Genomic DNA, 25,713 nt, shown 5'->3' with positions numbered 1-25,713 from the left:
TGAAGATGGACGTGCTCGTCGCGCTCGGTGGCGGCGAGTTGAAGGGTTTCTCTTTTCAGGAAGCGTACAGCCGTCGCCGCACCGGAGTGTAAGGATCACAACATTTCGCAAATGTCTGGATAGTTGGCCCAGTGGGCCGCGTGGCTCGGAGCGAACTCAAATGCGCAATCGTACGCACAAGAACAGAGCTTGGTGGTGGAATACGGGACGAGTTTCCGAGACCAAGCATGATGGACTGACACCAGATTGCCCATCGTTCGGGAGAGCCTATGATTGCGGGGATGGAGCCGCTGTCCCCGCGGGACCGAATCCGGTGCCCTTTGATGTCCCGGGGCTCGGCGCCGCGTCGAAGGAGCAAGCCATGGAATGGAAGATTCCTGAACCGCTCAAGATGGAGCACTCCGAACTTCACGGAGAACTGGTCGACGCGACAAAAGAAGGCGGCCGTGTTGGGGCAGCCGCACAAGAGGTAGCGAGACTATTGCACCCGCATTTTATCCGCGAAGAAGAATTCGCACTCCCTCCGCTGGGGCTGCTCGCAACCTTGGCGAAGGGGACCTTAATGCCCGAGATGGCCGATGTCCTCGCTCTAACGGACAGATTGGAGGCCGAACTGGATGGAATGCTAGCCGAGCACAAGCAAATCGTGGCAGCGCTTGGCGGACTGATTGCGGCGGCGAAGGCCGAGAACAAGCCGAAATATACGGACTTCGCCGAGAAGCTGATCCTGCATGCCAGGACTGAAGAGGAAGTCCTCTATCCGGCCGCGCTTATCATCGGGCGCTACATCAGGTTGTCGCTTGGCAAATAGCTTCGGGTGGCAGCTGCTTGCGTCTGAGCGGACCCACCTCTCTCCGCTGGTCAAGTGGCATGCGGATATCGAAAGTGTGGAATGACAGTCTTGCGCGACATCAATATCGACAAGTCATATGACGGCTAAGGAATGGAGCGTCATCGTTGCGTGTGGCGGAAGGTCTCCCTAATGAGCAAATCAGAAACGAAACCCGACGTCGCGACCGGAGCCTATCATCACCCGCCCCGCACCTGGTTTCGGAGCGCTATGGATAAGCAGCTCGGTTTGCCGTATCGCAGCGCGCTTGCCGAAACCGCCGATTGCCGGGCAGCGCCTTTATCCTGAAAGAGACGGCCATGCGTTTAAAGCCGATTACAGCGCGTACGCACGGACAGCATCATTGCTTTTGGATGAGATGACGGTGAGGGCCGCCCAGCCTGTCGACTAGTCGGCGTTGATGAAGCAACGTGACATCGCCCATCGCCGCTAGCGTACATGCAGCCAGTCAGGCTCGGTCGTAGGTAAAGGACGTCAGCAGGGTGGTTACGAAATTGCTCGCCCGTTCCTTGACGAGCACCTCGGTCCACTCATTGGTTCCTCGAAGTCTTAGATCGGTGTAGATGCTGTCGACGGCGGCCTCTTCGATGCGTTTGATGTGCGCTTTGAAATTTGCCTCACCGCCGGCATGGTACATGTCCCGTATAACCATGCGCAGAATTTCCTGGATTGCGATTTGCCACGACGTGTTGATCGCCTGGAGTTCATTCGCATCCGGTGCCATCGGGGTTCCCTTTCGTATTGAGTGTCCCGAGCATGACATCGCCATGCTTTCGGGTAGCGGCGCAACGGAGAAATTTATCCTTGTCTTGCCTTGCGATTGGCATAGCGCCTGTCGCGATTGGCCTTTCGCACCGCCTCATCTTCGATCACCCGCGCTATACGCGCGTTTTCGGCGATCGCCCGCGCTTCGGTTTCGACCACTGCTGCCGCCTCAACGGCTGCCTGCCGCGATGTCGCTTCGGTCTCGATACGCTTTTGTTCCTCAAGCTTCAGACGCTCGCGTTCAACGCGCCGCTCTTCACGGGCGGTGGCAATGGCTGCGCGCTCGGCCTGCCTTGCCATCCTCCCTGGTTCTGCTGCAGTCCTTGCCGCTCGGTAGGCGTTCAAGAGAGCAGTTTTGGCGTCAGCCGATGCGGCTCGGCGGTCGGAGACTTCGTTTTTTCTGGCGTTCTTCATTCGTATCCCAATAGTAAGTGCAGCAGAGATCAGCGCGCGTTGGCGCGTTTGGCGATGAGGTTGCGTGTAGCCGACAAGCGGTCGGCCAACTCCTTTGCAAGGCGTTCCTCTCTAAGCCGCAGAGTCTTGGCATCCCGGGCCTGAGCAACGGATTCCACCTCTTCCATCGCGTTGTTTTTGGAGAAGAACTGCGTCTGGACTTTCATGAAGGCGATCTCCGCCTGCTGACGGGATTTGCTATGTGCTTGTATCATTGGACCTCAACCAGTTCGGCGTAGCGAACAAAAAAGGCCAGGCGAAACGCCTGGCCTTGTTGAAACTGCTTCCGGCAATGCCAGTACATCCGTGGTCAAAGGGAAGCAAATCTCAATTTTAGGCAGACTGCAGATTGGTAGCAGACATCTTGCCCGACTTATTGTCGCGCTCGAGCTCGAAGCCGATCTTTTGCCCTTCGACGAGTTCGCGCATTCCGGCGCGCTCGACAGCGGAGATGTGCACGAACGCGTCTGCGCCACCGTTATCAGGCTGAATGAAGCCGAAGCCCTTGGTGGAGTTGAACCATTTTACTGTGCCTGTGGTCATGATGAACCCTTTCAAAGCATAGAGTGAGGGACCGCTCAGCCTATGCTGAGCAGTTGGAAACCGACTGTTTTTGAAAGGGAAGTTCGCTTAAGGCGCGGTGCCAATCGCGCGGTAGACAAAGCTCGGCAAGCAAAAGATCGATGCCGCACCTATAAGGGACTTGGATTGCCGCGTCAACGATTAGTTTTCCAAGATGCAATATTCACCTTTTGGTTGTGGTCATCTTATTGTCGCAGGAGCGAAGGCACGCTTGCACCGGCTGTGCGACAGCGTTTGCGGTCACGGTGCGGGAGCGATCAAAGTCATCCGTCTTGCCGTTCCCAACGACGGAAAGCGACTTCGCCGCCTTACGCGGCATCCGCGACGAATTCATGCGCGAGCACAACAGCGACTATTTCCAGAACAGTCGCCACGCGACCTTCGTCCAGCAGGAATTGCCATCCGCAACCCGGTGAATTTCGTCGGCTACGGCGAACATGGTGGGGCTTTATCGCAAACGACAGGCGCCGATGCGCGCCTGTGGTCACCGGCCTGAGGCGAGCGGGGTTCTCCGGCGGCTGGCTCTGAGGGTACCGCATAGCTGCCCGATGCCGGTATCGACATTCTGCCGAAAGGAAACGGCCATGAACAAGGGATTCTTCTCTAATAGCATGCCAGGCTATACAGAAATGGTGCTGGCAGGAACTGCAGCACTCGCAAGCTATAGCCGAAGGGCAATAGCGGCACTTGGCGGAGACACCATCAGGATTGAGACGGTCAGGCACCGCGAGGACGTGTTTTTCTATGTCAGCACGGTGAAAGGCGGCTTTGACCTAAAAACCTAGGGTCAAGGACAGGCGACGCTGAAGGTGCACCTCCCTCGGCCCTGTGGGCGGCTCGTCCCCCATGGCACGGATGACCGCATCGAACAGCAAGGATAGCTGAACAGGCTTGATCAGCACATCCGAATTCCCGCCCTTCTCGCCGCCTTGACTACGTCCTCACGGCCATGGGCCGTCACAATGATGAGGCACGGTTTGTCGGTCATCCCAAGCGAGCGGAGCGCCATTGGAGCCTCTAATCCATCCATCTGCCAGCCGATAAGAACGACATCATAACGTGTTTGCGGAGGCGCGTTCCGAATGACGTCGATTGTGTCCGTTGCGGACGGCACGGCGCGAGTATCGAAAGAAATCGCTGTCAAAATGTCGGTGAGTACCGTTCGGGCGCTCTAGTGCGCTAGCGGATCATACGTGGACTGACGGCACTCAGCATTCTCAGGATGTCGTCCTCCAACTTCCCGCACAGGTCTTCATATTCTTTCAGCCGTGCTGGGTCAGGAGCCGCCTGCTCGCGCAGTTCGTCACGGGTCATGGCGGCTTTACCGTAAGCTTCGAGCAGATCGGTTATCGCAAGGAAGTTTGCGTCAGCAATTTGTTTCCGATGTCGTGGCAGGCGCATCATCATCCGGGCTCTACCGACCTTTTGGAAGTCCATTTTACACCCCCTAAAGGCAAGGCTGAACGCAGTCTCCTCGAACACGACCTCGTTAGCAAGTTGCCTAGCAACTTTGCCTGCCCCATGCATATCAGAACAGGAGTAACCGGTGAGCGCCATCACCGCGCGGCAGGTCCACGATAACTCGACGGACAGGCCGCCAGAGCGACGACCGCTCGCCCTCGATGGTCCAGCCGACGAAGCAAAACAAATCGTTTGATTGCATTCCTCGAGTGAATGCGCTCTCAATTGCGTCATCTGCCGAAATCGAAGGCCCAGATGGAAGGCAACACCTTTACCTACGATCAGCGCGATCACCCCCAAGTAGGCCTCACCTTCCCTCCCTAAAGAGCTCGCCTCACCCAGCAAACCCTTCACATCCCGTCGTCAAACTCCGCTGCTTGCCCTTGAGCCAGGGACTGCGCAAGCTGTACCGGTCAAGCTGAAGCTCGATCGTCGTACCAGCCGCAGTTGATAGTTCGCCCCCCAGGAGCGGCTCAATGGACGCGATAGAAAAAGAACCCAGAACTTCGCCCTGGACCGTTGTGCTGCCAAGCCCCACGGATTCCTCCTGTAGAGTAGGAAAGACATCACTAAAATAATCGCTTTTGATCGATCCGCAAAGCCGGCGCCGGGTTCGCGATGGTTGAGGGGGTGGATTGAACGAGTGCAATCACTCAGAGCCAGAAAATCATGGAGACACCGATGAAGAACGCGGCTCCAGGCCAAGCCGGCAGGGACCCCAGCCAGTCAAGGAGTCGGTCCCAGGCGGCGATTTTGCTCGATGGGAAGGTTTCGACCCTTGGTTGAGGTTGCGCACGAGGCCCCCAGCTAGTGTTCTTCTGGTCAGCCAGAACAGCCCTGCGATCAGCACGGTCACCCCCAAAGCATCCATCGTCTATTCCCCTCTAGATAGCTCGCGTCACAACCTCGGTCGCGACGGACACCAGCAAGGCGGCCAGCGCGACGGCCGTTCCAATTCGTGCGATCTTCATCCGGCGCCCGCGAGCACCATTCCAGTCATAGCCCATGATCTGTTCCTCAGCCGGCTTCATGCCGTTCGTGAACGGTGGCTGGTGTTCCTAACAAAGAGGTAAAACCCGATGATTGCCCCTCCGGGCCTACGTTCGATGTTGGCCTCGTCTTCGGCCAAGTCGGAGGTCCAACATCACACGCACCAGCCATCTCCTGACATCTGATGTCGCCACGAATTCATCGATGTTTTCGATGGCGTATTCGAGTGTTTTTTCGGTGAGCGCGGTTGCCGCACGCTGTGAGGCGGTCAAGCTCCGCGCCCATGCCGTCAGCTCTGGCAGCAGATCCACGACCATGCCAACGCCTCCCGATGGCGGTGGATGGTCGAGCGGGCGGCGAGCATCCTTAAGTCGGCGTTCCAGTTCCCAGGCGTCTCGTACGCCACTCATGAACAGGCGGAGCGCGTCGCGAGCCAGCCATTCGCCTTCTTCACTTTGTCGGGGGATATTCCGTGCGTTCACGATCTTATTAAAGACCGTGGAAATGACGGTGAGCCCCTCGGGAAGAATGTATCCGGATTGCAGTCGATCAAACATAACCTCCTCCATTTAAGGCGAAAGTGATGATGGTCCGTCAGTCGCTGGAGCCCGTGTCATGGTCCAGCGATCAGACAAAATATGGCCTTCAAAACGGGCTGTGACTAGCCCTTAACAGCGCCGGCACCAACTTCGGCCGGCGATTTTTATCTCATTTCTTCATCTCACTAAAGGAAAACTCGATGAACAGAACGACGTTCCTCGCCTATGCGAGGCGCGCCTTTTTTGGCGGCCGCCTGATGCGTCTCAGGTCGGCGCCATGAGTGTCATCCTATCGGCCCCAATCGGCCGGCAAGGTAATCGACGACCGGTGGCTCGCCTACATGCTCGCGACCGTCTTTCACGAGACCGGCGGCACGATGCAGCGGGTGATCGAGAAGCTCAATTACTCGGCCCGCGCGCCTGGCCGAGCTCTGGCCGTCAAGACGATGCGACGACTAGCCGGCAAGTGGTTCATTGCCGCATGAACCAGCTTGTCGACCGCGTTGGCCATCTGGAGGCGTCCGCGATAACGATTGGGGAGGAGGTCTCCGAGATGAAGCTGGTGACCGATGACGTGAGGCGATGGAAGCTGAGGGATCGGTGGCTTGGCGTCACTGGAATTGCGGTCAGGGCGCTCGGGATGAGTCACGCCGAGGCGATACGCCGGATCATCTTCGTGGTCATGGGGAAAGGTGGTAAGCAGAAAGAAGAACCCCACCTCCGACGGCACGACGATGGGGCTCTCTACGTTTGATCCGGAGGGATCCGGGATCATCAGCAATGAACAAACCAATAGGTCCCGGATAGGTTCCTGCTGCCGTTGAATAAAGATGGCTCCGTAAGGTCGCGCAGGCTGCGCTAGTGGATGGTCTGGGGCCATGTCACGTCCACGAACCGACCAATGGACCGAAGGTAGGCGATGATCTCGGACCTGAGAGCTGCGCGGTCGCCATACCTCTCGCCGATCCGACTAAGTTCCTCCTTGGCTTCTTCCTGCTCATCGACATCGCCAAGCACATACATATCGTGTCCCACGGCGTTGATATCGCAACCCGCCGCGATCACTTCGGCCACAAAACTCGGGATCTCATTTGCGTTCATTTCGCGCTTGCTCTCAATCATGACATCCTCGCTTTGAAACGAGAAACTACTGTGAGGTCGAGCGGTTCCCACACGGACAAAAACGCTCACCGGAATTCGGGGAAAACGGAAGAATGGCCCCGATGGGGTGTCGGGGCCAGTTGGTATCGTTGGCGCTTCTACGCGGGGAATGGGAGTACCCCATGAAGCGGGCTGTGATCCCGGAAAGGATCATTGCCTATCCTCTAACTGCCGCGTGTCAAAGTGGTTCCCAGTTGGGTTGGATAAGAGACGGCCCCGTCCGGGGAGAGCGGGGCCTCGGCACGGAGGTGCCATGGTCTCCATGCTGGGCTATTAGATGGAGCCTAGCCTTAGCCTAGATCCCGCGGGGGATGGTGGATCGTCGGCAGAGCTAGAAACGCGTAAGTTTGACAGAGGTTCCAGCACCGAAGAAAAAAGGGGCCCCGAAAGCCGATAACGGGGCCCTAGGAGGTACGTGCCAAAATCATCCTGGTGTAAGAGAGCCAGGACGATATCCAAACCTACGACGTCAGGATTGGTTCCGGCTCGATCTGAAAGCCGGGAGGGGAAGAAAAATGGCCGCGAACGGCGACGACCGGGCCAAAGCGAACGATCCGGTCTAAAGTACCAGAGTCCTTGGCCTTGGTGCGCACGGCTTTCAGTGTCGTCCATTCGCGGAGATCGGTCCATACAGCGTGGGCGGAGAGGACGGTGTGTGTGAACGGTCATCAGGGAAATCATGAGGTTGCGATATACTGCAGGCAGCAGGATCTGCCAGGCGGCCCCGCAATCAACCGCAAGCGCCCCGACCTTTTCGTATCCTCAGCAATGGCATTGCTCGAAAGCCATCCATTGGAACATGACCGAGCTGCTGTAAGAATGCTCAGACACACTCTGCCACGGCGTAGCCGCCGGTAGGGCTGGATGAAAAGTGCCAGTTACGCCACTATGAAATCGTAGCGGCCGAATTTTCCGTCGCTCGTCGTTTTGATGTCGAGCGACAGGTCTGCATTGAATATGCGGTCACGCTTATTGTCCGGCTCATCGGCAAAATACAGCTGCGTCGTCAGCACGTTCCCGCCCGGCCTTTGGACCTTCACGTGGTAATGCCGGGTGCGACCAGGATAGAGCCCGGGCACGATCGTCTCGAACCACCATTTGCCTTCTGCGTCCGTGAATTGATGTCCGCGGAGTTTGTATCCGCTGTTGTCGTAGGTGCCGGTCTCATCGGCATGCCACAACTCGATCAACGCTTTTTCTACCGGCTGGCAGTCCTTGGTTAACACGTAGCCAACAAGTGTCATTCTTTCACCGCCCGGTGAATCGCTGGCGAAGTCCTTTTTTTCAGGGCTCTCCGGTGTGAAATACGGGCCTTCGGTCTGTGCCGGCGTCAGATCGTGGTCATCACCGCAATTGGCCGTAAGCGGCAACTCCGCGGAAGCGCCGGCTGCATGGCCGAGTCTCGGCAGCACAATCGGCGCGGCGACGAAGCTGATAAGGAAATGTCGCCGGGTCGGCATGGCGCTGTATCTCCAAACATGGAAGCCAAGATCGTTGCGGGCCCATTGGGCAGAAGTGGGGCGGATACTACCAGATTTCGCGACCAACAACGTCATCAGGCGAGTGCCGCTGCTGAAGCGTCGCCGGTCTACACGGTTTGCACGTCAGCATCTGGTGTCTGACTTGAATTGAACCCGTCTGCTTTCTAGCGGAAGTAAGCTTCGTCGCTTTGTCTTGGCGAAGCTGAAGCATCCTGTCTTCATCATTTTGAGCTACAGGCACCGCGAGTTGCTCGAGGCCACGGCAGCCGCGCGCCGTGAGGCCGCGATGGTCAGGATCATTGCGAAAATGCAGCTGGTGGGGGGTGACCGGCGTCCCGCTGATGGTTATCCATGTTTCCAGCGGAGATCAGATCGAAATCATCGCAGCTGCCCGACGCCGCGGCGTGACCTAAATCGACGCTTGTTAAGTTAAAGCTTCGCCTTCGTCGACCGCGGCGTGGAAAAAGAACGTTCGTTTCGCTGCCCATAATGCCGTGCCGGGCACGAGACGAATTCTGCGCAGCACAGCATCAAAGTTGGCCAGGCTAGATGCGTTGAGTTCCACCAGCAGATCCCACCGGCCGTTCTTCGTGTGAATCTGCGAGATTTCAGGAAAGCCGCCACGCGATTGATCTATCGGTTCTGCTGTCCTTAGAAAAGTGATGGTGGACAGCTCAATGCTCCCCGCCGGCTTAGCCGCCAAGAAGCCCACGGCGCGGTGACCGACTGACTTTCGGGGTTGGAAAGATACCAGAACGCAGCGCGGGCAGTGTCAACGATAGCCTGGCTCGACTTGCTCCAGCTTTCGACGAACCATCATCGCCAGTTTGTAACTAATCGCCTCAGCCAATCTATTGGCGCAGATACGATACAAACTCCTGCTCATCGAGAAACAATCCATACACAAGCAGCGGGTCAACTGAACGCGGTAATGGAAACGGATTTCGTAAGGACTGAGGTCCCGCCGCAAAAGCGCGATTGCATCCCCGGCAGCACGCTCCAACTTCGACAACTGGTCACCATTGGAAAGGGTTTCAAATGAAAATTATGCATAGCATCGCGATCGCTGCCGCGGCGGCTTCGATCAGTTTCGCGCTGGGCGACGTTGCCCAGGCGCAGGAACTCAAACGGACTGGTCTGGTTCAAAGCGATATCAGCGTGCCGGGCAAGGAAGCGCTTCAGGTCCGGGTAGATTTCCCACCAAAGGCTGCATCTATCAATCATAAACATCCCGGCGAAGAAACAGCATATGTGCTCAAAGGTACGCTTGAGTACTCGCTCGAGGGTCAGAAGCCGGTAACGCTGAAGGCCGGTGAAGCCCTCTTCATTCCGGCGGGTGTTGCGCACATCGCCAAGAACGTTGGCAATGGCGAGGCGTCGGAGCTTGCGACATACATCGTCGCGAAGGACGCACCGCTTGCTGCCCCGGCGAAATGAGTTCGCAGCGATGGGGGAGCGATCCACTAAGTCTGTTCGTGGCGACCTGGGTCGACAGGCGCCGCGGCTACAAGAAATGCCGCGACAACCGATCCGCAACGGCTTCGATCATAGAGTGCAGACGAAGAGGCCCGCTGGCTTGCTATAGCCAGGTGGGGTCTATGCACCGCTTACTCAGATGGAAGCACCCCACCGCAAGAACTGCTTGGCGGGGCAACTACACAGACCATGACTGCCGCTCTGATGCAGCCGGGGGCGCGGGCGTTCCCCGTAAAAACAAGTCATAGAGTTCGGCGACACGCGCAAGAGGATAAACGCTGTCGACCCGGCGCTTGGCCGCTGCGGCGAGCACTGCATATTCGGATGGACGGAGACCCTGCATACGATCCATCGCATCGGCCAATGCGGTGACGTCGCCAGGCGGAACGATGAAACCACTGTCGCCGACTATGACTGCCGCGTCGCCCACGTCCGTCGAAATCACAGGTCTGGCAAAACTCATCGCCTCGGCCACCACATTGGGGAAACCTTCTGTGCGTGACGAAAGTACAAGAGCGTCGATGTCGTGATAAAAACCTGCCATGTCTGAAACATTTCCGCGTAGTTCGATGGCGCTCAAAGGCAGTCCTGCATCAGCGATCATCTGGCGAACGATGGCGCTATCGAGGGTCAGGCCAGATCCAGCAGCGACGAAGCGGATCTCCGGGTGGCACCGGTGGGCATGTGAAGCGGCAGCGAAAAAGGTCGCGTAGTCCTTCTGCGGATGTAACCGACCGGCAATGCCGAATACCAAAGGCCGGCGGGCGTTCACTGGTACTTCCTCTACGAAATCGAAACCATTCGGGATCGTGACAAGGTTCGGATTGCGGAAGCCGAATTGTCGATGCAAATGGAGGGCGCGCGAGGAGTTAAAGACAATCCCCGTTGGCCGGCTCGACAGAAGACGCGTCAATTGTAGCGCCGTACGGGTGCTCGCGCTGAACGAACTCATGTCGTCCAACGACTGCCTGACGTTCCAGTAAACCGGCACCTCGTGAGCAACCCGCCAGGCAGCCACCTGTCCGACGACCATGGCGTGGTACAGCCAGCACATTAATGCATCCGGCCGCTCATTGCGGATGAGCTGGCGAACCGTGAGCACCGATTTCATCATTCCGGCGGTCGACCGCACCTTCAAGGGACGAACATCGAGATCATGCTCCGCAATCAGCTGCCTATGTCGTTCGGAGACATCCATGAGAGACACGATAATTGGACGTTCGCCTCCGATCGCGCTCGCAAGTCGCAGCAGCATCACCTCCGCACCGCCAGTCCCCATCATGTTGGTTATAATATGCATCACGCGCATTCTTGCCGTTTCCCGCCGTGCTAATTCGGTGCGCCCATTTCGTGCCCGTCCGCTGGTCCGATCATCTCGTGATCTCCGCGGCTACCGGAGGGTTTGATGGGTCTTTCCACATGCCTGACCGTCGGATCGGCACGCTGATCGAATACCGCGCGATCCTTCGTCAGGACCGCCTCCGCTGCGAGCAGACCCGCGAGCGTAGCCCAGTCGGACCCCGGCCTGTTGACGTGGTAGAGCGTTGGATATCTTGCCAAGCTTCGCAGAAGTGACAGACGTCGCTCCGTCTGCTGCTCGCGCCAACTTGCTGCGGCGTTTGTGCGTTGCAGGCGGCGAACAGAAGAGCCGATCAGTCTTGCCGGATCGACCAGCCCGGCGGAAGCAAGTTCGTTGAGAGTGCGCTCAGTAAGGGCCTGTTCGCCTATTTGCATAATTGGATCGTCGGCCTGACAAAAGTATTCAATGCAGAGGCTCGCATGCCCTGGTGGAACCATTGCCCCGCCAAATGCCGCGTAATTGGTAACGCGCCCGATCGATGTCAGGGGATCGTTGACCTCCAACCAAGCGTGTGGGAACTGTGGTGGTTCGTCAAAAAAAAGATAAACGAGGATAACGCTCCGCCGTGCTTCGCGGCAATCCACATCGTTCGGACCGGCGCCAAGCAACTCCGTAAGCTTCTCAATAGGCAGGCTGGAAATCACATGGCGGCTCGCTCTACTATGAACAACGCCGGACTCCAAATAGTCGACTTCGAATGAACCGTCCGCCTGGGGTCGGATCGCCCGGACCTCTGCTTGGAACCGTATCCTGCCACCACGGGCATCAATCTCGCTGCGCAGCGCTTCGAAAATCTGGCCGGTACCGTGCGTGGGGTGACGCCAGGCGGCTTGAGTTTGTACACCTCCGCGTTGGGCAAGTCGTAAGGCCTGTCGCGCGATTTCGAATGATCGGGAGCGTTTCGAGGGGACTTCGTCGTCCATTTGTGGCACGGGCATTTCCACCCAGCGCCGGCCGCGGAATTTCTCCCAGTAGCCCTGCGCCAGCAACTCTGCAAAAACCCGTCCGACGCGACCATGCCAATAGGCCTCGTAGGATTTCGGGGAGCGGATCGCTGCGCGGGCCCAGCCTCCCAGCATCGACAGTCCTCCACGGACCAGCCATGGAACAGGGATGCCACGCAGAATTCCGCGATATTTTCCAGACAACTCAAGGATGCGTCCGCGATAAAGGCTACCGACACGATGAGGATACGGACCGTACGCACCGCCAAGCGCCTCGTTCCAAAGTGCATCGACTTCGGGAAACCGGGTGTAAAGTTCCTTGCGGCCCAGATCGACAATGAACTGACGCCACCTGAATGAACGCATCAATCCACCGACATCGTCATCGCGTTCCAGCACAAGCGGCTGCAACCCGCCGCGACAAAGCGCGAGTGATGCTGCAAGGCCAGATGGGCCTGCCCCGAGCACAATGACGTGTTCATCATTCCTACGAGGACGGACATCGGACATATTGGCTCTTTACGTAGAGGAACAGCCCAAACATGCCGACACCAATGCTGCCGTCGGTGGGCAGACTAATAATCGCTCTTGCCGATTTTGCACCATTACAATACCCTGTCAATAAATGCCAAGTTTAATTTAGTTCATTGGGAATGATAGCACATTAAGATGCGAAAATGACAAGCATCGCTCGAATTATGTAAACAGAAATACTTACGGGTAAGTCGAATGGGCGACGGGGGAGGCTTTGTCCTGTCTCTGGATTTTGAGCTTATGTGGGGTGTCAATGATTCCCGCACGGTTGCCAATTATGGCCGCAACATCCTTGGAGTGCGCCACATGGTTCCGCGGATGCTTGACCTGCTCGATCATTACGAACTTGGCTGCACCTGGGCGACAGTCGGATTCCTCTTCTGCGACGGTCGTGACGAACTCCTTGCTCGCCTGCCCGCGATCCGCCCTTCCTATCGCAATCCGCGTCTTTCGAACTACTCCTATCTGAACACCGTAGGCGCGGATGAAAGCAAGGATCCCTACCATTTCGCCCCAAGCCTTATTCGCGACATCAGCAGGCGACCGCATCAGGAAATCGCCACGCATACATTCTCCCACTACTATTGCCTTGAAGAGGGCCAAACACACGAGGCTCTCGCTGCCGACATCGATGCGGCGCTCGATGTCGCTGCTGCCAAAGGATACTCTATCCGCACGATCGTCTTTCCACGCAACCAGGTCAGCGCCGCGGCGCTGGCGGTCTGCCGGAAGGCCGGAATTACGGTCTACCGGGGAACGGGACGCGCAGCTGGCGGCGGAGGTGTCGCTCGCGAAAGAGAAGGCGTTCTTCGGCGGGCCGTTCGGTTTGCCGACAGCTATCTTGAAATGGGGGCACGACGAGAACTTGGGATCGAGAGGCATGATGGGATGTGCAACGTCCCGGCAAGCCTTTTCCTGAGACCCTTTTCGCATCGCCTGGCCGCTGGCGAGGGTCTGAAGTTACAACGGATCTTGAACGCCATGCGCCGTGCCGCTCAACGAGGCGGCGTGTTTCATCTGTGGTTTCATCCAGAAAATTTCGGCGTCGACCACGACGAGAATTTCGCGACGATGTCAGCTATCGCCGCAGAAGCCGCGCGCCTGCGCGAGCGTTACGGCTGGCCGACACTCAACATGGCCGAGGCCGCCGCTTCTGCCGTGCGGCAAGACACGACAATTGAGGCGGAAGGCAGTTAGCACTTTGGCACTTCGCAAGCAGCTCGCCGACGTACCTTGGGGGATCGACGCAGTGACAGCAACGGCTCGTGGCAGATCAGAGGTGGACATCCGTTCTCCCCGGATCGCCGTGATTGCGAGCCTCACTTCGTCACTGGTGAATTTTCGGTTGGAGCTGCTGCGTGGCCTTCGTCAACGTGGCTGCGATGTTTATGCACTGGGACCAGACGACGACGCGGAGACCACCGCTGTTCTTGAAAGCCTCGGCGTTCACTACATCCGCATACCGCTGGCCCGAACGTCGACCGGACCAATCGGCGATCTAACGACCTTCGCAGCACTCGTGCGCATCTTTCGGAAAATCCGCCCAGACATTATTCTGCCCTACACCATGAAACCGATCATCTACGGCGGGCTCGCCGCCAAGCTCACGCGCGTACCGCACCGCTTCGCGCTGGTAACGGGCCTCGGCTACGTCTTTGTTGACCGGGTACACACGCTGCGCACGATTGCGTTGCGGTGGTTGAGCGTCAAATTGTATCGCATGGCTCTGAAGGGCGTGGAGCGCGTCTTTGTCTACAACGAAACGGACGCGGCTGAACTGAAGGCGCGCGCGATCGTCGCAGAAGACGTTCTGACGCTGGTACCCGGATCTGGCGTCGACACTGAACGGTTTGCTGCATGCCCGCCGCCTATCGGGACGCCGGTCTTCCTGATGATCGCGCGTCTCTTGCATGACAAGGGTGTGAATGAATTCGTGGCGGCAGCAAAGATCCTTCGGATGCGCCATCCGCAAGCCCGCTTCAGACTGCTTGGACCGTTCGATTCCAATCCCGCAGCGATCTCGCGCGACGAAGTCGATCGCTGGGTCGCTGAGGGTGCGATAGAATATCTCGGGCAGACGAAGGACGTACGGCCCCATCTTGCCGATTGCTCGGTTTTCGTCTTGCCTTCCTATAGGGAGGGACTATCACGCACTATTCTCGAGGCTATGGCAACAGGCCGAGCGGTGGTGACTAGCGATGCACCCGGCTGCGCAGAGCCGGTCCAGCACGGCGTCACCGGCTACGTCACCCCGGTCAGAAACATTGATGCTCTCGCGCTTGCGATGGAGAGATTCATCGCCGACCCCCCGTTGATCGAAACCATGGGCGCTGAAGCTCGTCGCCGCGCGGAGGAGCGCTACGACGTACATGCGGTCAATGAGACGCTTTTTGCCGGCCTTGGGTTGGACCCGGTGGTTCCTGGGTCGCGGGACAGAAGTCTTCCACTACAGGGAGCAGGTGCCCCGTGAGCGATTTCCTGGTTCAGGAGCGTATCGCAGTCGTAGGGCTCGGCTATGTCGGACTACCGGTGGCCGTTGCATTCGCACGTGTGGCAGAGCACGTCGTGGGTTACGACATTTCGCGCCGGCGAGTGGAGGCACTGGGAACCGGACGCGATGGCACCGGCGAAATTTCGAGCTCCGAACTGTCCGCTACGCGACTGACGATTTCGAATGACCCCAAATGCCTGGCGAATGCCACTCTATACATTCTGACTGTGCCAACGCCGGTCGACAAGGCGCAACGCCCGGATTTTACGCCCCTGCTCTCCGCCTGTCGCGCTGTTGCTCCTCATCTGACGGCAGGGGCGATCGTCGTGCTTGAAAGCACGGTTTTTCCGGGCGCAACCGAAGAGATCTGCGGTCCAGAGTTAGAGCACGCCTCCGGCCTGACGTGTGGTCGGGATTTTTTCCTCGGATACTCGCCGGAGCGGATCAACCCGGGCGACCACGTTCACCGGCTAGAGACGATCGTCAAGGTTGTCGCAGGACAGAACATGACGACCCTGGAAAGGATCGCAACCGCATATGGCGCCATCATCCATGCAGGCATCCACCGCGCCAGCTCCATTCGGGTGGCCGAGGCGGCGAAAGTTATCGAGAATACCCAACGCGACATCAACATTGCGCTGATGAACGAATTGGCGATGATTTTTGAAAGACTTGCCATTTCGACGGGCGAGGTTCTCGCTGCAGCCGCGACCAAGTGGAATTTCCTGCCCTTCACGCCCGGGCTGGTCGGCGGACACTGTATCGGTGTCGATCCGTACTATCTGACGGCAAAAGCCGAGGAAGTCGGCTACCGTCCCGAAATCATCCTTGCGGGCCGCAGGATCAACGATGGAATGGGGCGATTTGTAGCGCAGAAAGCGGTGAAACTCATGGTCGAAATGGGCATTGCGCTCAGCACTGCCCGGGTTGGTGTTCTTGGGCTCACCTTCAAGGAGAATGTGCCAGACCTGCGCAACTCTCGAGTACCCGATATTGTCGACGAGTTGCGCAGCTTCGGGATTCGGGCCCTCGTTCACGACCCGCATTGTTCGGCGCATGAAGCGAAACACGAATATGGCATCGCTCTTGATGACCTTTCACACTTCAAAAAATTGCAGGCGCTGATCCTCGCCGTGCCGCACGACACCTATCTCGCCAAAGATGGGGAGATCGGCCGGATGCTTGATCGCGGTGGTGTGCTTGTCGATGTCAAGAGGGCGCTGACTGGCGCACAGATCCCTGACGATATTAGGCACTGGAGCCTTTGAGGCAGCGGACCAGGCAGATATTTGCAACAGCCATTCGTGTTGCGCGCCCGCAACGATCCGACATCAGGAGAGACACAGCGACGCGTCGGCTGACTACAGACCCCACAATTGCAGCCTTAACAACGACCAACTACATGACATTTTTCTAATAATAAACTACACTTGGAGCGCCTTTGAGGCACGACCTCAAATTGAATTTCTGTTTTCATCTTAAACCATTGTAACGTATGCAATTTTTTGGCGGGCGTGCCATGGTTGAATTAAGACGTTTTCGCAAATCGCTTTGGCTGTTGATGACTCTCTCGGCGATTTCGGTCGCAATACTGAATTCGCGGTTCATCTTGGTGGATATTCACACCATATTTCATCGAGCCATTGATCACCTCGAGAATGAAAAGTTCGAGCTGTATTTGCATCTTTTTACGGCGCCGGTGCTTCTTGTCGGCGGGGCACTTCTTTTCTTTGACCGGCTCCCGCAACGGTTCCCCACTGTTCACCGCTGGGGCGGCCGCGCGTACATCTTGACAGTGCTTGTCACCTCGATCGCAACGCTGAAGATGAGCCTGAACGAAACCGAGGGGCCTTTGACGGTTTTCGGCTTTGCCGTTCTTTCGGTCCTATGGTTCGTCACGGCCGCTCTTGCCTGGTTGCGGGCTGTTCAAGGACGATATGCTCGTCATGCTGAATGGATGATCCGGAATTACGCCCTGACCCTTACAAATGTGACTTTCCGCGCTGAACTGCATCTATCCCTTTGGCTTGGGGCAGACTTCGACCTTATCTATGAGCCCCTGCGATCGCTGCAGTTTGTTCCAAACCTTCTGTTTGCCGAATTGCTGATTCAAACTGCATTTTTCACAAGCCCGAATTGGCGGGATCTGCTTCGCTCCCATGCCTACCGCCGGCGACGAGACAGGCAACTTACGTCTCAGCCGGTGCGAGAGTTCTCAGTTCAAATACCGCCTGGTGACTCGTCATCACCTTAGTCTGCGTTGCGTGCAGCTAACCGAATTGACGTATCTGAACCTCGGTGGCCAGGATCTCAAGACCGGAAAAACGAGAGCCGAGAACTTCAGGGTCTGTCCGAGCCGCCCCATCACCAGTCAGAGCAGCCCTGCCCTCCAGTCAGACCTGCATCATTTCAGCGTTTCGAGGACTTGGCGATGCAAGGCTTCGTTGGCGGCTGCGAGGCACAGATTGCCGGAAGTCAGCGTGAGCGGCCGACCCTGCCAGTCGGTGATACAGCCGCCCGCACCCGTCACCACCGGGACAAGGGCGCAATAGTCGTAGGGATCGAGCCCTCCATCGATGCTGATGTGGATGCTGCCGTCCGCGACGCGGCCATAGGCCATGCAGCTCCCCCCATAGACGCACCAGCGCGTAGATAGGCGCAGGCGCTCAACGCTATCCTTCTCGTTTTGCTGGAACGGCTCCGGATTGCCGTTGGCCATGAACGCCTCAGAAAGGAGAGCAGTCGATGCTGTCCGGATGGCGACACCGTTGAGGGTCGTCGCGCGCCCTGACAATCCCAGCCAGCGGCGCCGGTGACAGGATTGTCAATCAGTCCAAGGACCGGCGTTCCGCCCTGCGTCAATGAAATCATGTGCCATAGACAGCAAGTCCGCCGACGAAAGCCTTGGTGCCGTCAATAGGATCAATGACCCAGACGAGTACACGATCAGGATGACCAACAGTTCCGGTGTACCTCGCATCACCAGACTGAAGCCACGGCCAAGGGATGCCACGGCCCGGTCGGTGACATCTGCGCCAACGCGCCCAGCATGCCCCAGCACAGGCCGACGAGCAGCGAGAGGATTGCCACTTTCATGGTCAAAAGGGTGCCGTGGGCGATCTCGTCACCCCATCCCTGCAATAGATCCATGGTCGTCTCCAAAGAAAGACGGAGCCGTCAAACGCATCCGTCAGGTTGTGGTCGCGGATTATTTTGCGGCGGCCGGAAGGACGCTGAACGACCAGAATTTGTCGTTGATCGCCTTGAAGTTGCCATCCTTGAACATGGCGGTCAGCGCACCATCGACGTTCTTCAGAAGATCCTCGTCGGCCTTGCGGATGCCGATACCGATACCGATACCGGGACCGAAGTAGGACGCGTCGTCGATTTCCGGACCGACGAAACCGTAGTCCTTGCCTTCCGGCTTGCTGAGGAAGTCGTTGTCGAGCTTGATGGGGCCAGCAAAAATGAGATCGACGCGGCCAGCCTGAAGATCGAGGATCATGTTGTCGACCTTGTCATACTCGGACACGGTCGCCTGCGGATACTTCTCTGCGATGTACTTCGCATAGGTCGACGAGCGCTGGAGGCCGATGGTCTTACCGGCAACGCCTTCCGGGTTCGGCTCGCCTGCATCCGTCACCGGCTTGGCATCCAAGGTCTTTAGTCCGACGAACCGGGCGGCCGACGAGCGGTAGGGAACGGAGAAATTGATGCTCTGCAGCCGCTCCTCGGTGATGGACATCGATGCGGAGATCAGGTCGCATTTTCCGGCGAGCAGGCCAGATAAGCAAGCCGCAGCCCGGGGGCGAGCACACGATTGAAGGAGCTGACATGGATGACCCGCTCGCCACCCTTACGCGCGGCGAGCGGCACGAGCGGCGTCTCGCGCCATCTGATCTCGCTGTTGAAGTCGTCCTCGAATATCCAGCGCTGCGACTTACTGGCCCAGGCGAGAAGCCGTTCAATCGCAGCTTCCGACATGGTTGCACCCGCGGCAAACTGGCCGACCGGTGAAGCCAGGATCATCCGGGCATCCGCGGCACGATGCGCGATGTCGTCAGCGTTCAGTCCGTCACGAGAAACGGGCACGGGTGAGAGCCGAAGCCCAGCCGAACGCTGAGTGGACAAGAGCGTCGCGTAGGCCGGGTCCTCGACGCCGACAACGTCACCGGCGTCGAGAAGAACATGCGCGACGAGATTGGCAGCCTGAAGCGTGCTTCCCACGACGATAATTTGGTCAGCCTCGCATCGGATACCGCGCGCCTCGCTAAGATAGATGGCGAGTTGTTGGCGAAGCGCCGCCAGGCCGCCGCCGTCGCCATACCCGAGGTCAGAAACCGTGAAGCGTCGCCAATAGTTGGCGGCGATCTTGCCGAACTGCTTGTAGGGGAAGATATCCAGCGCCGGCATGCCAGGACTGAGATCGAACTTGTCCTGGCGCGACCAACTCCAATGCCGTATCGACGCCTCTCTCCCCCGTGCAGACAGCGCAACCGGTAAGCTCGAAGGCGGCGGGCCTCGTTCTCCTCCAGGCCGAACCGAGTCTTCCGGAAGGCTCTCTTCCACGTAGAAGCCGGAACTCGGGCGACGCTTGATATAGCCCTCGGCCGCCAAGCGATCATAGGCCATGTTGACCGTGTTTCTCGATATCGCGAGATCGGTCGCCATCGACCGGCTGGCCGGAAATCGGGCGCCGCGCGCAAGCTGTCCGTTGACGATCAGCCGGCGCAACTGGATGAAGAGCTGCCCCTGCAACGTCGGCCCACCGGACTTTTCTCGAACGACCATGGTCCAAACGGGATAGTTGAACTGTTTCGCTGAAGCCATCCGGGAAATCCCTGTGCGGGGCCGCGCACTATCTCCCTGCCGGGCGGTATTTCGACCTACGAGACGACGTTGCGAATGAAGCGGACGGTCTTCTTTCCGACGTTGCAGTACGAATAATGCTGGGCCGTGCTGTAAGTGACAAACTCGCCCGTGGCATAGTCCTGCGCCTCGCCCGATTGGATCAAACGCAGCGCTCCTTCGACAACGAAAAGCATCTCGTGCCATCCTTCGGGGTCTGGCTCGGCCACGTAGCTGTCGCCCGGGCCGAGGGTCCACAGCCACATCTGTGTTTCCCGCGAGGCGGGCGCCGAACAAAGCAGCATCGCGGCGCTCGCCGGTTGACTTCCGCGCCAGGTGACCTCGTTTATCTCGGCGCGCGTCTCCCTCGATGGATCGCGCACCAACTCGACGAAGTCTACGCCCATCGCGGTCGCCAATTTATCGAGGCTGGAAAGGCTGATGTTCGCGTCGCCGCTCTCGACCGCCGCGATCATCCGCCGGCTGATACCGGATGCATCTGCCAGCGCCGTTTGGCTCAGGCCCGTGGCGAGCCTTAAACGGCGGAGGTTTCCGGAAACGTGGGCCAACACATCGGCCCGGTCTTGACTGTGCAATATATTGCTCATATGGTCCTTCTAGACTACCGGCTTTCACAGCTCAACACATTTCTGTGCGTCTTGCCCTGCATGGGGCGCCAAGGCTTTGGCGTCCATGCAGCGTGACTTCGCACGCCTTTTGGGATCGTCACAATGCAGAAATTGGTCGTACTCAACGACGAAGATATCACCCGATTGTTGCCCCGCACAGATGTTCGCGCAGCCCTGGAGCGTATGTTCATCGCGCTTGCCGATGGACGGGCTGTGCAGCCGCCACAGACGTTGAGCCTGTTCCCGGCCGGCAGCGGAGACTTCATCACCTATCCAGGCGTTCTTGGAAGCGATGGTGTCTTTGGCACGAAGCTTTCGCCCTATATCCCCGGCACGAATGGGGCGACCGTTACCGCCTGGACGCTTCTGATGTCGATGGAGACCGGGAAGCCGCTGCTCCTGTGTGATTCCAAACGCCTGACGACCGAACGAACGGCCGCGACCACCGCGATTGCCGCCGATCTGCTCGCCTCGAAAGAGGCAAAGATCCTGACGATCATCGGCACAGGCGAAATCGGCCTCGCGCATCTTCGGCATGCTGCATCGATCCGTCCGTGGCAGGAAATTCGTCTGTGCTCTCCGGATATTACCAACCGGCACGGTCTTCCGGTGCAGCTCGAATTTGGCTGCCCGGTGACGACATCCACCTATACCGATACGGCCGCGGCCGGCGCCGACGTGGTCATGCTATGCACCTCGTCCGGCACACCGGTCATCGACGCGTCGAGGCTCGGCGCGGGCGTACTCGTCACATCCATCAGCACCAATGTCGCCAACGCCCACGAGATCGCCCCCGACACGCTCAATCGGTTCGATGTCTATTGCGACTATCGGGCCACCACGCCGGCTGCGGCCGGCGAAATGAAACTTGCCGCGGAACGTGGCCAGTGGAGCACAGATCGCCTTGTTGGCGACCTGCCCGAGCTATTGTCGGGCCGAGCAACTGCCCGGGACACTGGCCGTCCAGCTTTCTTCCGTTCGATCGGGCTCGGGCTCGAAGACATAGCAACCGCCAGCGCCCTGCTTTCCGCAGCACGCAGCTAACCCTTCCAAGACAGCACAGGAGATAGGCAATGAAGATTCGTAATTTCGGCGTCGAGATCTGGATGAACCGCTACGAAAACAGATGCGACTGGAACATCGCCGAGACCTGCGTCGAGTCGCTGACAGTCGCCGAACTTTTGGAGATGGCGGGCAAGACCGACACGATCCTCTCCGAGCTTCTGCCGATGAAGCTAACCTACGGCGCCATCGAAGGCAGCGAACGCCTCCGCAAGCTGATTGCCGGCCTCTACGAAAAGCAAACTGCAGAAAATGTCGTGGTCACGCACGGCGCCATCGGCGCGAATGCCCTGGTGCACGCAACGCTGGTCGAGCCGGGTGACCGTGTGGTCTCGGTCCGGCCGACCTACCAGCAGCACTATTCCATCCCGGAAAGCTACGGCGCCGACCTACAAATCCTCAATCTCACGGAAGAGACTGGCTTCCTGCCAGACCTGGAGAAGCTGAAGCGCCTTGCAACACCGGGCACGAAACTCATCGCCATCAACAATCCGAACAATCCGACGGGCTCGCTGATGGACCGCGCCTATCTGGAGAAAATCGTCGAGATTGCCCGCGCCTGCGGCGCGTGGATCCTGTGTGACGAGGTCTATCGCGGTACGGACCAGGAAGGCGACGGAATGACCGCGTCGATCGCCGACCTCTATGAGAAAGGCATCAGCACCGCGAGCATGTCCAAGACTTTCGCGCTTGCCGGCCTGCGCCTTGGATGGATCGTCGCTCCCGTAGAATTGATCCATGCTGTCTCCGTCCATCGCGACTACAACACGATCAGCGTCGGCATGCTGGACGATCATTTCGCAGCAATTGCACTGGAGAACCGCGACAAGATTCTTGCGCGCAGCCAGGCGATCACGCGCACCAACCTCGCCTTGCTTTCCGACTGGGTTGAGAACGAGCCGTTGATCTCGTGGATCAAACCGAAATCCGGCACCACGGCACTCCTCAGGTACGATCTGCCAATTTCCTCGGAAGAGTTCTGCATCCGGCTTCTGGAACGTACCGGCGTCATGCTGACGCCTGGCAGCGCGATGGACATGGAAGGGTATGTCCGGATCGGCTTCACCAACAACGGCACCACCCTTCAGGAAGGGCTGAAGCGCATGTCCGAATTTCTTAAGGGCTATCAAACCGCGGCCCCGTGATCAGGGCGGTGGAGATGCAATGTCTCATAACGAAAGGGGAGTGAACATGAAGAAATTGCTTGCCGTGATGACGATTTCGCTGGCAGCGAGTGTCGCCAGTGCGCAAGATCTGCGGGTCGGCACGAGCGCAGATTATCCGCCGTGGGAGTCCGTCGATGCCGCCGGCGAGGTCGTCGGTTTCGACCGCGACGTCGGTGACGAAATCTGCAAGCGCATCGAGGCGAATTGTACATGGCAGAACCAGGCCTATGACGGTCTGCTACCCGGCCTGCAGGTCGGTAAGTTCAACCTGGTGATCTCGGGCGTGTCAATCAACGAGGAACGGGCGCAGAAGGTCGACTTTTCCGTCGCCTACGCGGACGCCCCAAACGCAATGGTCGTTGCCGCGGGCAGCCTGTTTGCCGAGGCGAAGTCCGCCAAGGATCTGCAGGACAAGCTTGCGAAGGTCGCGATCGGCGTGCAGACCGGCACAACCCATGAGCAGGTGGTTCGCGCCCATTTCCCAGATGCGGACGTGCGCGTCTATGACCGCCCGGACCAGATTGCCGACGACGTTGTCGCCGGACGCATCGATGCCGGCCTGATGGAGCGATCCGCACTGGAGCCGCTTGTGAAGGATCGTGGCGCTGACAAGCTGGTCTATGCCGGCCCGCTCCTGACCAGCGCGGACTTCCCCGAATTCGGCAAGGGACAGGGCGTCGCCATCGCCAAAGGCAACACGGAACTCGCCGCCAAGGTTGACAAGGCCGTGGCGGAGATGCTCGCCGACGGCACGATCAAGACGATCTCCGAAAAGTGGTTCGGATACGACATTTCCAAGAAATGACGAACACATGAACCACGCGAGGGGGCGAGCAAGCCCGCCTCCTCGCGAAAGGAATTGGACGATGACACTTCCAGATCACATCAAGATCGAAGCGACGCGAGACCTGACGGACCTCGTCGCGATCCCTTCCGTCAGCGCCCGCTTTGAAGGCCTCGATGCGTGCGCCGATAAGGTTGCCGCTCTTCTCGCCGACGCCGGCTTCCAAACTGCAATCGAGCCAGGGGACGTCGGTCCGTTCGTAACCGGAGAAATCGGTGATGGCCCCTTCACACTGGTGATCTACAACCACTACGACGTTCAGCCTGAAGAGCCTGTCAATCTTTGGACGGCACCGCCCTTCAGCCTGACGGAGCGCCACGGCGCGCTCTTCGGCCGCGGTGCGGCAGACGACAAGGGCGAATTCGTCAGCCGCATTGCCGGATGGCGCCTGTTCCGGGAACGACACCCCGGCCCCTTACCCTTCCGCCTGATCTGGATCGTCGAGGGCGAAGAGGAAATCGGAAGTCCTTCGCTCGTACGCTTCCTTGAGAAACGTTATCCAGGCCTTCAAGCTGACCTCTGCTGGTGGGAATTCGGGGAGGTCGATACACGCGGCCGACCGGTGGTCCTCATGGGCTTCAAGGGCGTGTTGGCGATCGAGCTGAGCGTTCGCACCGCACGCGCTGATCTGCATTCCAGCCTCGGCGCCATATTCGATAATCCCCTATGGCGGCTGGCCTCTGCTGTCGCTTCCATGCGCGATGCAGCCGGCCGTGTCCTGATCAAAGGCTTCTACGAAGGCATCGAGCCCGATCGAGCGACGAGAGAACTTGCCGCTTCCCCCCCGTTTGCACTGGAAGACTTAATGGCGGCAACCGGGGGGCAAAAGCTTCTTGGCGCCGTGACTCCATCCAACTTCTACGAGCAGCTCAACTTCGAACCCTGCCTGAACGTCAACGGTATCCATGGCGGATACGAGGGCGCTGGCACGAAGACGGTCCTGCCGGCGGCCGCGACCGCCAAGCTCGATTTTCGTCTCGTCCCTGGACAGAACCCCAAAGCCGTCGCTGACCTGGTACGCCTGCACCTGGACGACAACGGCTTTGACGATATCGAGCTGATCGTTCACGACGCCGAGGTCTTGGGTGTTCGCAGCGATCCGTCGCATTGGGCCGTCAAGCTCGGAGCGAAGTTGCTGGAAAAGTGGTTCGGCCAGCCTGCCATCCTTCAGCCGAGTTCGGCAGCCTCGGGTCTTGCGCACCCCTTCGTGCATCAGCTCGGCGCCACGCTTTTCGGTGCGGGCATCACGCACCATGGCGCAATGTTGCACTCTCCCGATGAGAACATCCTCATCGACCAGTTCCACCAGATGATCGGCTTCTCCGCAGACTTCTTCTCCGCGCTCGCCAGCCAGTGCGGATCGGCGGCAGACGTTGGTTACCAGCAACGCGAGACCGGGTCATGATCGAAGCGGTTGTCCAGTATTTTCCCCAGCTCCTGCAGGGCTTCCTCGTCACGCTCTCCGTCGCCGTCGGAAGCTTTGTCCTTGGACTGATCTTCGCGGTCGTGCTTGCACCGGCCGTGGTCTACGGATCCGCCCCGGTTCGCAAGGTCATCGCCGGTTACGTCAGCCTCATTCGGGGTCTGCCGGAACTGCTGGTCATCTTCCTGATCTTCTACGGCGGCACGGTTCTATTGACCGGTCTTTTCGGCGTCTATGTCGAAGTGGATGCTCTCACCGCCGGCATCGCAGCGCTGACTGTCGTCTCAACCGCCTATCTGACGGAGATCGTCCGCGGCGCACTGGTCGGGGTGTCGTCAGGTCAATGGGAGGCGGCACTCGCTCTCGGCCTTCGCAGGCCCGGAGCGTTCCGGCTCATCGTCCTACCGCAGATGATGGTCCGAGCCCTGCCCGGGCTCGGCAATCAGTGGCTCGTGATCCTGAAGGAGAGCGCCTTGGTCTCGATCATCGGACTCGAGGAACTGATGCGCAAATCCGTCGTCGCGGCCGGCGCAACCCACAAGCCCCTCGCCTTCTACCTTACGGCTGCGGCGCTGTATGTGCTGGTGACCGGCGTCTCGACGCTCTTCATCAATGCCTACAATCAGCGCCTGACCACTCATCTGCGGTAGTCCC

General features: G+C 58.7%; 30 protein-coding genes and 2 pseudogenes. 15 read left to right on the top strand and 17 right to left on the bottom strand.

The window, feature by feature from the left end; genetic code table 11:
* Positions 1-361 precede the first annotated feature (361 nt).
* A complete protein-coding gene (locus OVA00_RS33695) occupies positions 362-811 on the top strand; it encodes a hemerythrin domain-containing protein (protein ID WP_268090557.1) in 450 nt (149 codons plus the stop codon).
* Positions 812-1,298: 487 nt separating this feature from the next.
* Here OVA00_RS33695 and OVA00_RS33690 read toward each other — a convergent pair whose 3' ends face one another.
* From OVA00_RS33690 to OVA00_RS33675, 4 genes are all read right to left on the bottom strand, one after another.
* Positions 1,299-1,574: a hypothetical protein gene (locus OVA00_RS33690; RefSeq protein WP_034799791.1), complete on the bottom strand. Its 276-nt coding sequence runs from the start codon at positions 1,572-1,574 to the stop codon at positions 1,299-1,301.
* 74 nt (positions 1,575-1,648) lie between these two features.
* The gene (locus OVA00_RS33685; protein ID WP_268090556.1) at positions 1,649-2,029 is read right to left on the bottom strand and encodes a DUF6481 family protein; all 381 of its coding nucleotides are present in this window, start codon (positions 2,027-2,029) and stop codon (positions 1,649-1,651) included.
* Between the two features lie 29 nt (positions 2,030-2,058).
* A complete protein-coding gene (locus OVA00_RS33680; protein ID WP_268090555.1) occupies positions 2,059-2,283 on the bottom strand; it encodes a hypothetical protein in 225 nt (74 codons plus the stop codon).
* A gap of 118 nt (positions 2,284-2,401) precedes the next feature.
* Entirely contained in the window at positions 2,402-2,611 is a 210-nt protein-coding gene (locus tag OVA00_RS33675; RefSeq protein ID WP_034806062.1) for a cold-shock protein, read from the bottom strand.
* A 350-nt stretch (positions 2,612-2,961) separates the two neighbouring features.
* Here OVA00_RS33675 and OVA00_RS33670 point away from each other — a divergent pair.
* Positions 2,962-3,112, top strand: a pseudogene (locus OVA00_RS33670) (glucoamylase family protein); the annotation flags it as partial.
* Between the two features lie 122 nt (positions 3,113-3,234).
* Complete coding sequence (locus OVA00_RS33665) at positions 3,235-3,435, top strand: hypothetical protein (protein WP_112773344.1); 201 nt, start codon at positions 3,235-3,237, stop codon at positions 3,433-3,435.
* Positions 3,436-3,829: 394 nt separating this feature from the next.
* On the opposite strand, the gene OVA00_RS33660 is transcribed toward OVA00_RS33665, so the two are convergent.
* The 3 genes from OVA00_RS33660 to OVA00_RS33650 form a co-directional block, all read right to left on the bottom strand.
* On the bottom strand, positions 3,830-4,465 hold the full coding sequence (locus tag OVA00_RS33660) for a hypothetical protein (protein WP_268090554.1): 636 nt from the start codon (positions 4,463-4,465) through the stop codon (positions 3,830-3,832).
* A gap of 530 nt (positions 4,466-4,995) precedes the next feature.
* Positions 4,996-5,142: a hypothetical protein gene (locus tag OVA00_RS33655; protein WP_268090553.1), complete on the bottom strand. Its 147-nt coding sequence runs from the start codon at positions 5,140-5,142 to the stop codon at positions 4,996-4,998.
* Between the two features lie 66 nt (positions 5,143-5,208).
* On the bottom strand, positions 5,209-5,658 hold the full coding sequence (locus OVA00_RS33650) for a hypothetical protein (RefSeq protein WP_268090552.1): 450 nt from the start codon (positions 5,656-5,658) through the stop codon (positions 5,209-5,211).
* Positions 5,659-5,921: 263 nt separating this feature from the next.
* Here OVA00_RS33650 and OVA00_RS33645 point away from each other — a divergent pair, with 263 nt between their 5' ends.
* Positions 5,922-6,125, top strand: coding sequence for a hypothetical protein (locus OVA00_RS33645; RefSeq protein WP_112773340.1), 204 nt, complete (start codon positions 5,922-5,924; stop codon positions 6,123-6,125).
* A complete protein-coding gene (locus OVA00_RS33640; RefSeq protein ID WP_268090551.1) occupies positions 6,122-6,394 on the top strand; it encodes a DUF1515 family protein in 273 nt (90 codons plus the stop codon). Before OVA00_RS33645 ends, OVA00_RS33640 begins: the two co-directional genes overlap by 4 nt.
* A 104-nt stretch (positions 6,395-6,498) precedes the next feature.
* On the opposite strand, the gene OVA00_RS33635 is transcribed toward OVA00_RS33640, so the two are convergent.
* The 3 genes and pseudogenes from OVA00_RS33635 to OVA00_RS33625 all read right to left on the bottom strand — a co-directional run.
* Positions 6,499-6,762: a hypothetical protein gene (locus OVA00_RS33635; RefSeq protein ID WP_034803228.1), complete on the bottom strand. Its 264-nt coding sequence runs from the start codon at positions 6,760-6,762 to the stop codon at positions 6,499-6,501.
* Between the two features lie 917 nt (positions 6,763-7,679).
* Positions 7,680-8,357: a dioxygenase family protein gene (locus OVA00_RS33630; protein ID WP_326494159.1), complete on the bottom strand. Its 678-nt coding sequence runs from the start codon at positions 8,355-8,357 to the stop codon at positions 7,680-7,682.
* Between the two features lie 354 nt (positions 8,358-8,711).
* A pseudogene (locus OVA00_RS33625) lies at positions 8,712-8,904 on the bottom strand (Lrp/AsnC ligand binding domain-containing protein); the annotation flags it as partial.
* Positions 8,905-9,329: 425 nt separating this feature from the next.
* Between OVA00_RS33625 and OVA00_RS33620 the strand changes: the two are divergent.
* Positions 9,330-9,719 carry a cupin domain-containing protein gene (locus tag OVA00_RS33620; RefSeq protein WP_442780579.1) on the top strand — a complete coding sequence of 130 codons (390 nt, stop codon included), beginning with the start codon at positions 9,330-9,332 and terminating at the stop codon, positions 9,717-9,719.
* A 217-nt stretch (positions 9,720-9,936) separates the two neighbouring features.
* On the opposite strand, the gene OVA00_RS33615 is transcribed toward OVA00_RS33620, so the two are convergent.
* Both OVA00_RS33615 and OVA00_RS33610 read right to left on the bottom strand, forming a co-directional pair.
* The gene (locus OVA00_RS33615) at positions 9,937-11,067 is read right to left on the bottom strand and encodes a glycosyltransferase (RefSeq protein ID WP_268090548.1); all 1,131 of its coding nucleotides are present in this window, start codon (positions 11,065-11,067) and stop codon (positions 9,937-9,939) included.
* A 20-nt stretch (positions 11,068-11,087) separates the two neighbouring features.
* Positions 11,088-12,572 carry an FAD-dependent oxidoreductase gene (locus OVA00_RS33610; protein WP_268090547.1) on the bottom strand — a complete coding sequence of 495 codons (1,485 nt, stop codon included), beginning with the start codon at positions 12,570-12,572 and terminating at the stop codon, positions 11,088-11,090.
* A gap of 330 nt (positions 12,573-12,902) precedes the next feature.
* On the opposite strand from OVA00_RS33610, the gene OVA00_RS33605 reads away from it, so the two are divergent.
* From OVA00_RS33605 to OVA00_RS33590, 4 genes are all read left to right on the top strand, one after another.
* Entirely contained in the window at positions 12,903-13,793 is an 891-nt protein-coding gene (locus OVA00_RS33605; RefSeq protein WP_268090546.1) for a polysaccharide deacetylase family protein, read from the top strand.
* 4 nt (positions 13,794-13,797) lie between these two features.
* On the top strand, positions 13,798-15,066 hold the full coding sequence (locus tag OVA00_RS33600) for a glycosyltransferase family 4 protein (RefSeq protein ID WP_268090544.1): 1,269 nt from the start codon (positions 13,798-13,800) through the stop codon (positions 15,064-15,066).
* Positions 15,063-16,355 (top strand): nucleotide sugar dehydrogenase, encoded by a 1,293-nt coding sequence (locus OVA00_RS33595; protein WP_268090543.1) that lies wholly within the window; start codon positions 15,063-15,065, stop codon positions 16,353-16,355. Before OVA00_RS33600 ends, OVA00_RS33595 begins: the two co-directional genes overlap by 4 nt.
* A 227-nt stretch (positions 16,356-16,582) precedes the next feature.
* Positions 16,583-17,341 (top strand): DUF2306 domain-containing protein, encoded by a 759-nt coding sequence (locus OVA00_RS33590; protein ID WP_268090542.1) that lies wholly within the window; start codon positions 16,583-16,585, stop codon positions 17,339-17,341.
* A 150-nt stretch (positions 17,342-17,491) separates the two neighbouring features.
* On the opposite strand, the gene OVA00_RS33585 is transcribed toward OVA00_RS33590, so the two are convergent.
* From OVA00_RS33585 to OVA00_RS33560, 5 genes are all read right to left on the bottom strand, one after another.
* Entirely contained in the window at positions 17,492-17,881 is a 390-nt protein-coding gene (locus tag OVA00_RS33585) for an inositol monophosphatase family protein (RefSeq protein WP_268090541.1), read from the bottom strand.
* A gap of 185 nt (positions 17,882-18,066) precedes the next feature.
* Complete coding sequence (locus OVA00_RS33575; RefSeq protein ID WP_268090540.1) at positions 18,067-18,237, bottom strand: hypothetical protein; 171 nt, start codon at positions 18,235-18,237, stop codon at positions 18,067-18,069.
* Positions 18,238-18,295: 58 nt separating this feature from the next.
* Positions 18,296-18,832 carry a transporter substrate-binding domain-containing protein gene (locus OVA00_RS33570; protein ID WP_268090539.1) on the bottom strand — a complete coding sequence of 179 codons (537 nt, stop codon included), beginning with the start codon at positions 18,830-18,832 and terminating at the stop codon, positions 18,296-18,298.
* A gap of 11 nt (positions 18,833-18,843) precedes the next feature.
* Complete coding sequence (locus OVA00_RS33565) at positions 18,844-19,917, bottom strand: aminotransferase-like domain-containing protein (RefSeq protein ID WP_268090538.1); 1,074 nt, start codon at positions 19,915-19,917, stop codon at positions 18,844-18,846.
* 56 nt (positions 19,918-19,973) lie between these two features.
* Positions 19,974-20,543 carry a helix-turn-helix domain-containing protein gene (locus tag OVA00_RS33560; protein WP_268090537.1) on the bottom strand — a complete coding sequence of 190 codons (570 nt, stop codon included), beginning with the start codon at positions 20,541-20,543 and terminating at the stop codon, positions 19,974-19,976.
* 123 nt (positions 20,544-20,666) lie between these two features.
* On the opposite strand from OVA00_RS33560, the gene OVA00_RS33555 reads away from it, so the two are divergent.
* The 5 genes from OVA00_RS33555 (at position 20,667) to OVA00_RS33535 (ending at position 25,709) form a co-directional block, all read left to right on the top strand.
* Positions 20,667-21,608, top strand: coding sequence for an ornithine cyclodeaminase family protein (locus OVA00_RS33555; RefSeq protein WP_268090536.1), 942 nt, complete (start codon positions 20,667-20,669; stop codon positions 21,606-21,608).
* 29 nt (positions 21,609-21,637) lie between these two features.
* Positions 21,638-22,771: an aminotransferase gene (locus OVA00_RS33550; protein WP_268090535.1), complete on the top strand. Its 1,134-nt coding sequence runs from the start codon at positions 21,638-21,640 to the stop codon at positions 22,769-22,771.
* Between the two features lie 46 nt (positions 22,772-22,817).
* Positions 22,818-23,597, top strand: a complete 780-nt coding sequence (locus OVA00_RS33545; RefSeq protein WP_268090534.1) for a transporter substrate-binding domain-containing protein — start codon at positions 22,818-22,820, stop codon at positions 23,595-23,597.
* 61 nt (positions 23,598-23,658) lie between these two features.
* Positions 23,659-25,041 (top strand): M20/M25/M40 family metallo-hydrolase, encoded by a 1,383-nt coding sequence (locus OVA00_RS33540; protein ID WP_268090533.1) that lies wholly within the window; start codon positions 23,659-23,661, stop codon positions 25,039-25,041.
* The gene (locus tag OVA00_RS33535; RefSeq protein ID WP_060581649.1) at positions 25,038-25,709 is read left to right on the top strand and encodes an ABC transporter permease; all 672 of its coding nucleotides are present in this window, start codon (positions 25,038-25,040) and stop codon (positions 25,707-25,709) included. The genes OVA00_RS33540 and OVA00_RS33535 overlap by 4 nt, the downstream gene beginning before the upstream one ends.
* Positions 25,710-25,713: the final 4 nt, after the last annotated feature.

This window comes from Ensifer sp. SL37 (genome assembly GCF_026672675.1).
In the GTDB taxonomy this organism is placed as follows: domain Bacteria; phylum Pseudomonadota; class Alphaproteobacteria; order Rhizobiales; family Rhizobiaceae; genus Ensifer; species Ensifer adhaerens.
Note: the sequence above shows the minus strand (reverse complement) of the source record. Positions and strands in the feature narration are given on the sequence as shown.

What these genes read in the sequence shown, in the direction of transcription:
- OVA00_RS33695 (WP_268090557.1), top strand. Translation starts at nt 362, where the DNA reads ATGGAATGGAAGATTCCTGAACCGCTCAAGATGGAGCACTCCGAACTT.
- OVA00_RS33690 (WP_034799791.1), bottom strand. Translation starts at nt 1,574, where the DNA reads ATGGCACCGGATGCGAATGAACTCCAGGCGATCAACACGTCGTGGCAA.
- OVA00_RS33685 (WP_268090556.1), bottom strand. Translation starts at nt 2,029, where the DNA reads ATGAAGAACGCCAGAAAAAACGAAGTCTCCGACCGCCGAGCCGCATCG.
- OVA00_RS33680 (WP_268090555.1), bottom strand. Translation starts at nt 2,283, where the DNA reads ATGATACAAGCACATAGCAAATCCCGTCAGCAGGCGGAGATCGCCTTC.
- OVA00_RS33675 (WP_034806062.1), bottom strand. Translation starts at nt 2,611, where the DNA reads ATGACCACAGGCACAGTAAAATGGTTCAACTCCACCAAGGGCTTCGGC.
- OVA00_RS33665 (WP_112773344.1), top strand. Translation starts at nt 3,235, where the DNA reads ATGAACAAGGGATTCTTCTCTAATAGCATGCCAGGCTATACAGAAATG.
- OVA00_RS33655 (WP_268090553.1), bottom strand. Translation starts at nt 5,142, where the DNA reads ATGAAGCCGGCTGAGGAACAGATCATGGGCTATGACTGGAATGGTGCT.
- OVA00_RS33650 (WP_268090552.1), bottom strand. Translation starts at nt 5,658, where the DNA reads ATGTTTGATCGACTGCAATCCGGATACATTCTTCCCGAGGGGCTCACC.
- OVA00_RS33640 (WP_268090551.1), top strand. Translation starts at nt 6,122, where the DNA reads ATGAACCAGCTTGTCGACCGCGTTGGCCATCTGGAGGCGTCCGCGATA.
- OVA00_RS33635 (WP_034803228.1), bottom strand. Translation starts at nt 6,762, where the DNA reads ATGATTGAGAGCAAGCGCGAAATGAACGCAAATGAGATCCCGAGTTTT.
- OVA00_RS33630 (WP_326494159.1), bottom strand. Translation starts at nt 8,357, where the DNA reads ATGACGTTGTTGGTCGCGAAATCTGGTAGTATCCGCCCCACTTCTGCC.
- OVA00_RS33620 (WP_442780579.1), top strand. Translation starts at nt 9,330, where the DNA reads ATGCATAGCATCGCGATCGCTGCCGCGGCGGCTTCGATCAGTTTCGCG.
- OVA00_RS33615 (WP_268090548.1), bottom strand. Translation starts at nt 11,067, where the DNA reads ATGCGCGTGATGCATATTATAACCAACATGATGGGGACTGGCGGTGCG.
- OVA00_RS33610 (WP_268090547.1), bottom strand. Translation starts at nt 12,572, where the DNA reads ATGTCCGATGTCCGTCCTCGTAGGAATGATGAACACGTCATTGTGCTC.
- OVA00_RS33605 (WP_268090546.1), top strand. Translation starts at nt 12,903, where the DNA reads ATGGTTCCGCGGATGCTTGACCTGCTCGATCATTACGAACTTGGCTGC.
- OVA00_RS33590 (WP_268090542.1), top strand. Translation starts at nt 16,583, where the DNA reads ATGCAATTTTTTGGCGGGCGTGCCATGGTTGAATTAAGACGTTTTCGC.
- OVA00_RS33575 (WP_268090540.1), bottom strand. Translation starts at nt 18,237, where the DNA reads ATGGATCTATTGCAGGGATGGGGTGACGAGATCGCCCACGGCACCCTT.
- OVA00_RS33570 (WP_268090539.1), bottom strand. Translation starts at nt 18,832, where the DNA reads ATGTCCATCACCGAGGAGCGGCTGCAGAGCATCAATTTCTCCGTTCCC.
- OVA00_RS33565 (WP_268090538.1), bottom strand. Translation starts at nt 19,917, where the DNA reads ATGGCTTCAGCGAAACAGTTCAACTATCCCGTTTGGACCATGGTCGTT.
- OVA00_RS33560 (WP_268090537.1), bottom strand. Translation starts at nt 20,543, where the DNA reads ATGAGCAATATATTGCACAGTCAAGACCGGGCCGATGTGTTGGCCCAC.
- OVA00_RS33555 (WP_268090536.1), top strand. Translation starts at nt 20,667, where the DNA reads ATGCAGAAATTGGTCGTACTCAACGACGAAGATATCACCCGATTGTTG.
- OVA00_RS33550 (WP_268090535.1), top strand. Translation starts at nt 21,638, where the DNA reads ATGAAGATTCGTAATTTCGGCGTCGAGATCTGGATGAACCGCTACGAA.
- OVA00_RS33545 (WP_268090534.1), top strand. Translation starts at nt 22,818, where the DNA reads ATGAAGAAATTGCTTGCCGTGATGACGATTTCGCTGGCAGCGAGTGTC.
- OVA00_RS33540 (WP_268090533.1), top strand. Translation starts at nt 23,659, where the DNA reads ATGACACTTCCAGATCACATCAAGATCGAAGCGACGCGAGACCTGACG.
- OVA00_RS33535 (WP_060581649.1), top strand. Translation starts at nt 25,038, where the DNA reads ATGATCGAAGCGGTTGTCCAGTATTTTCCCCAGCTCCTGCAGGGCTTC.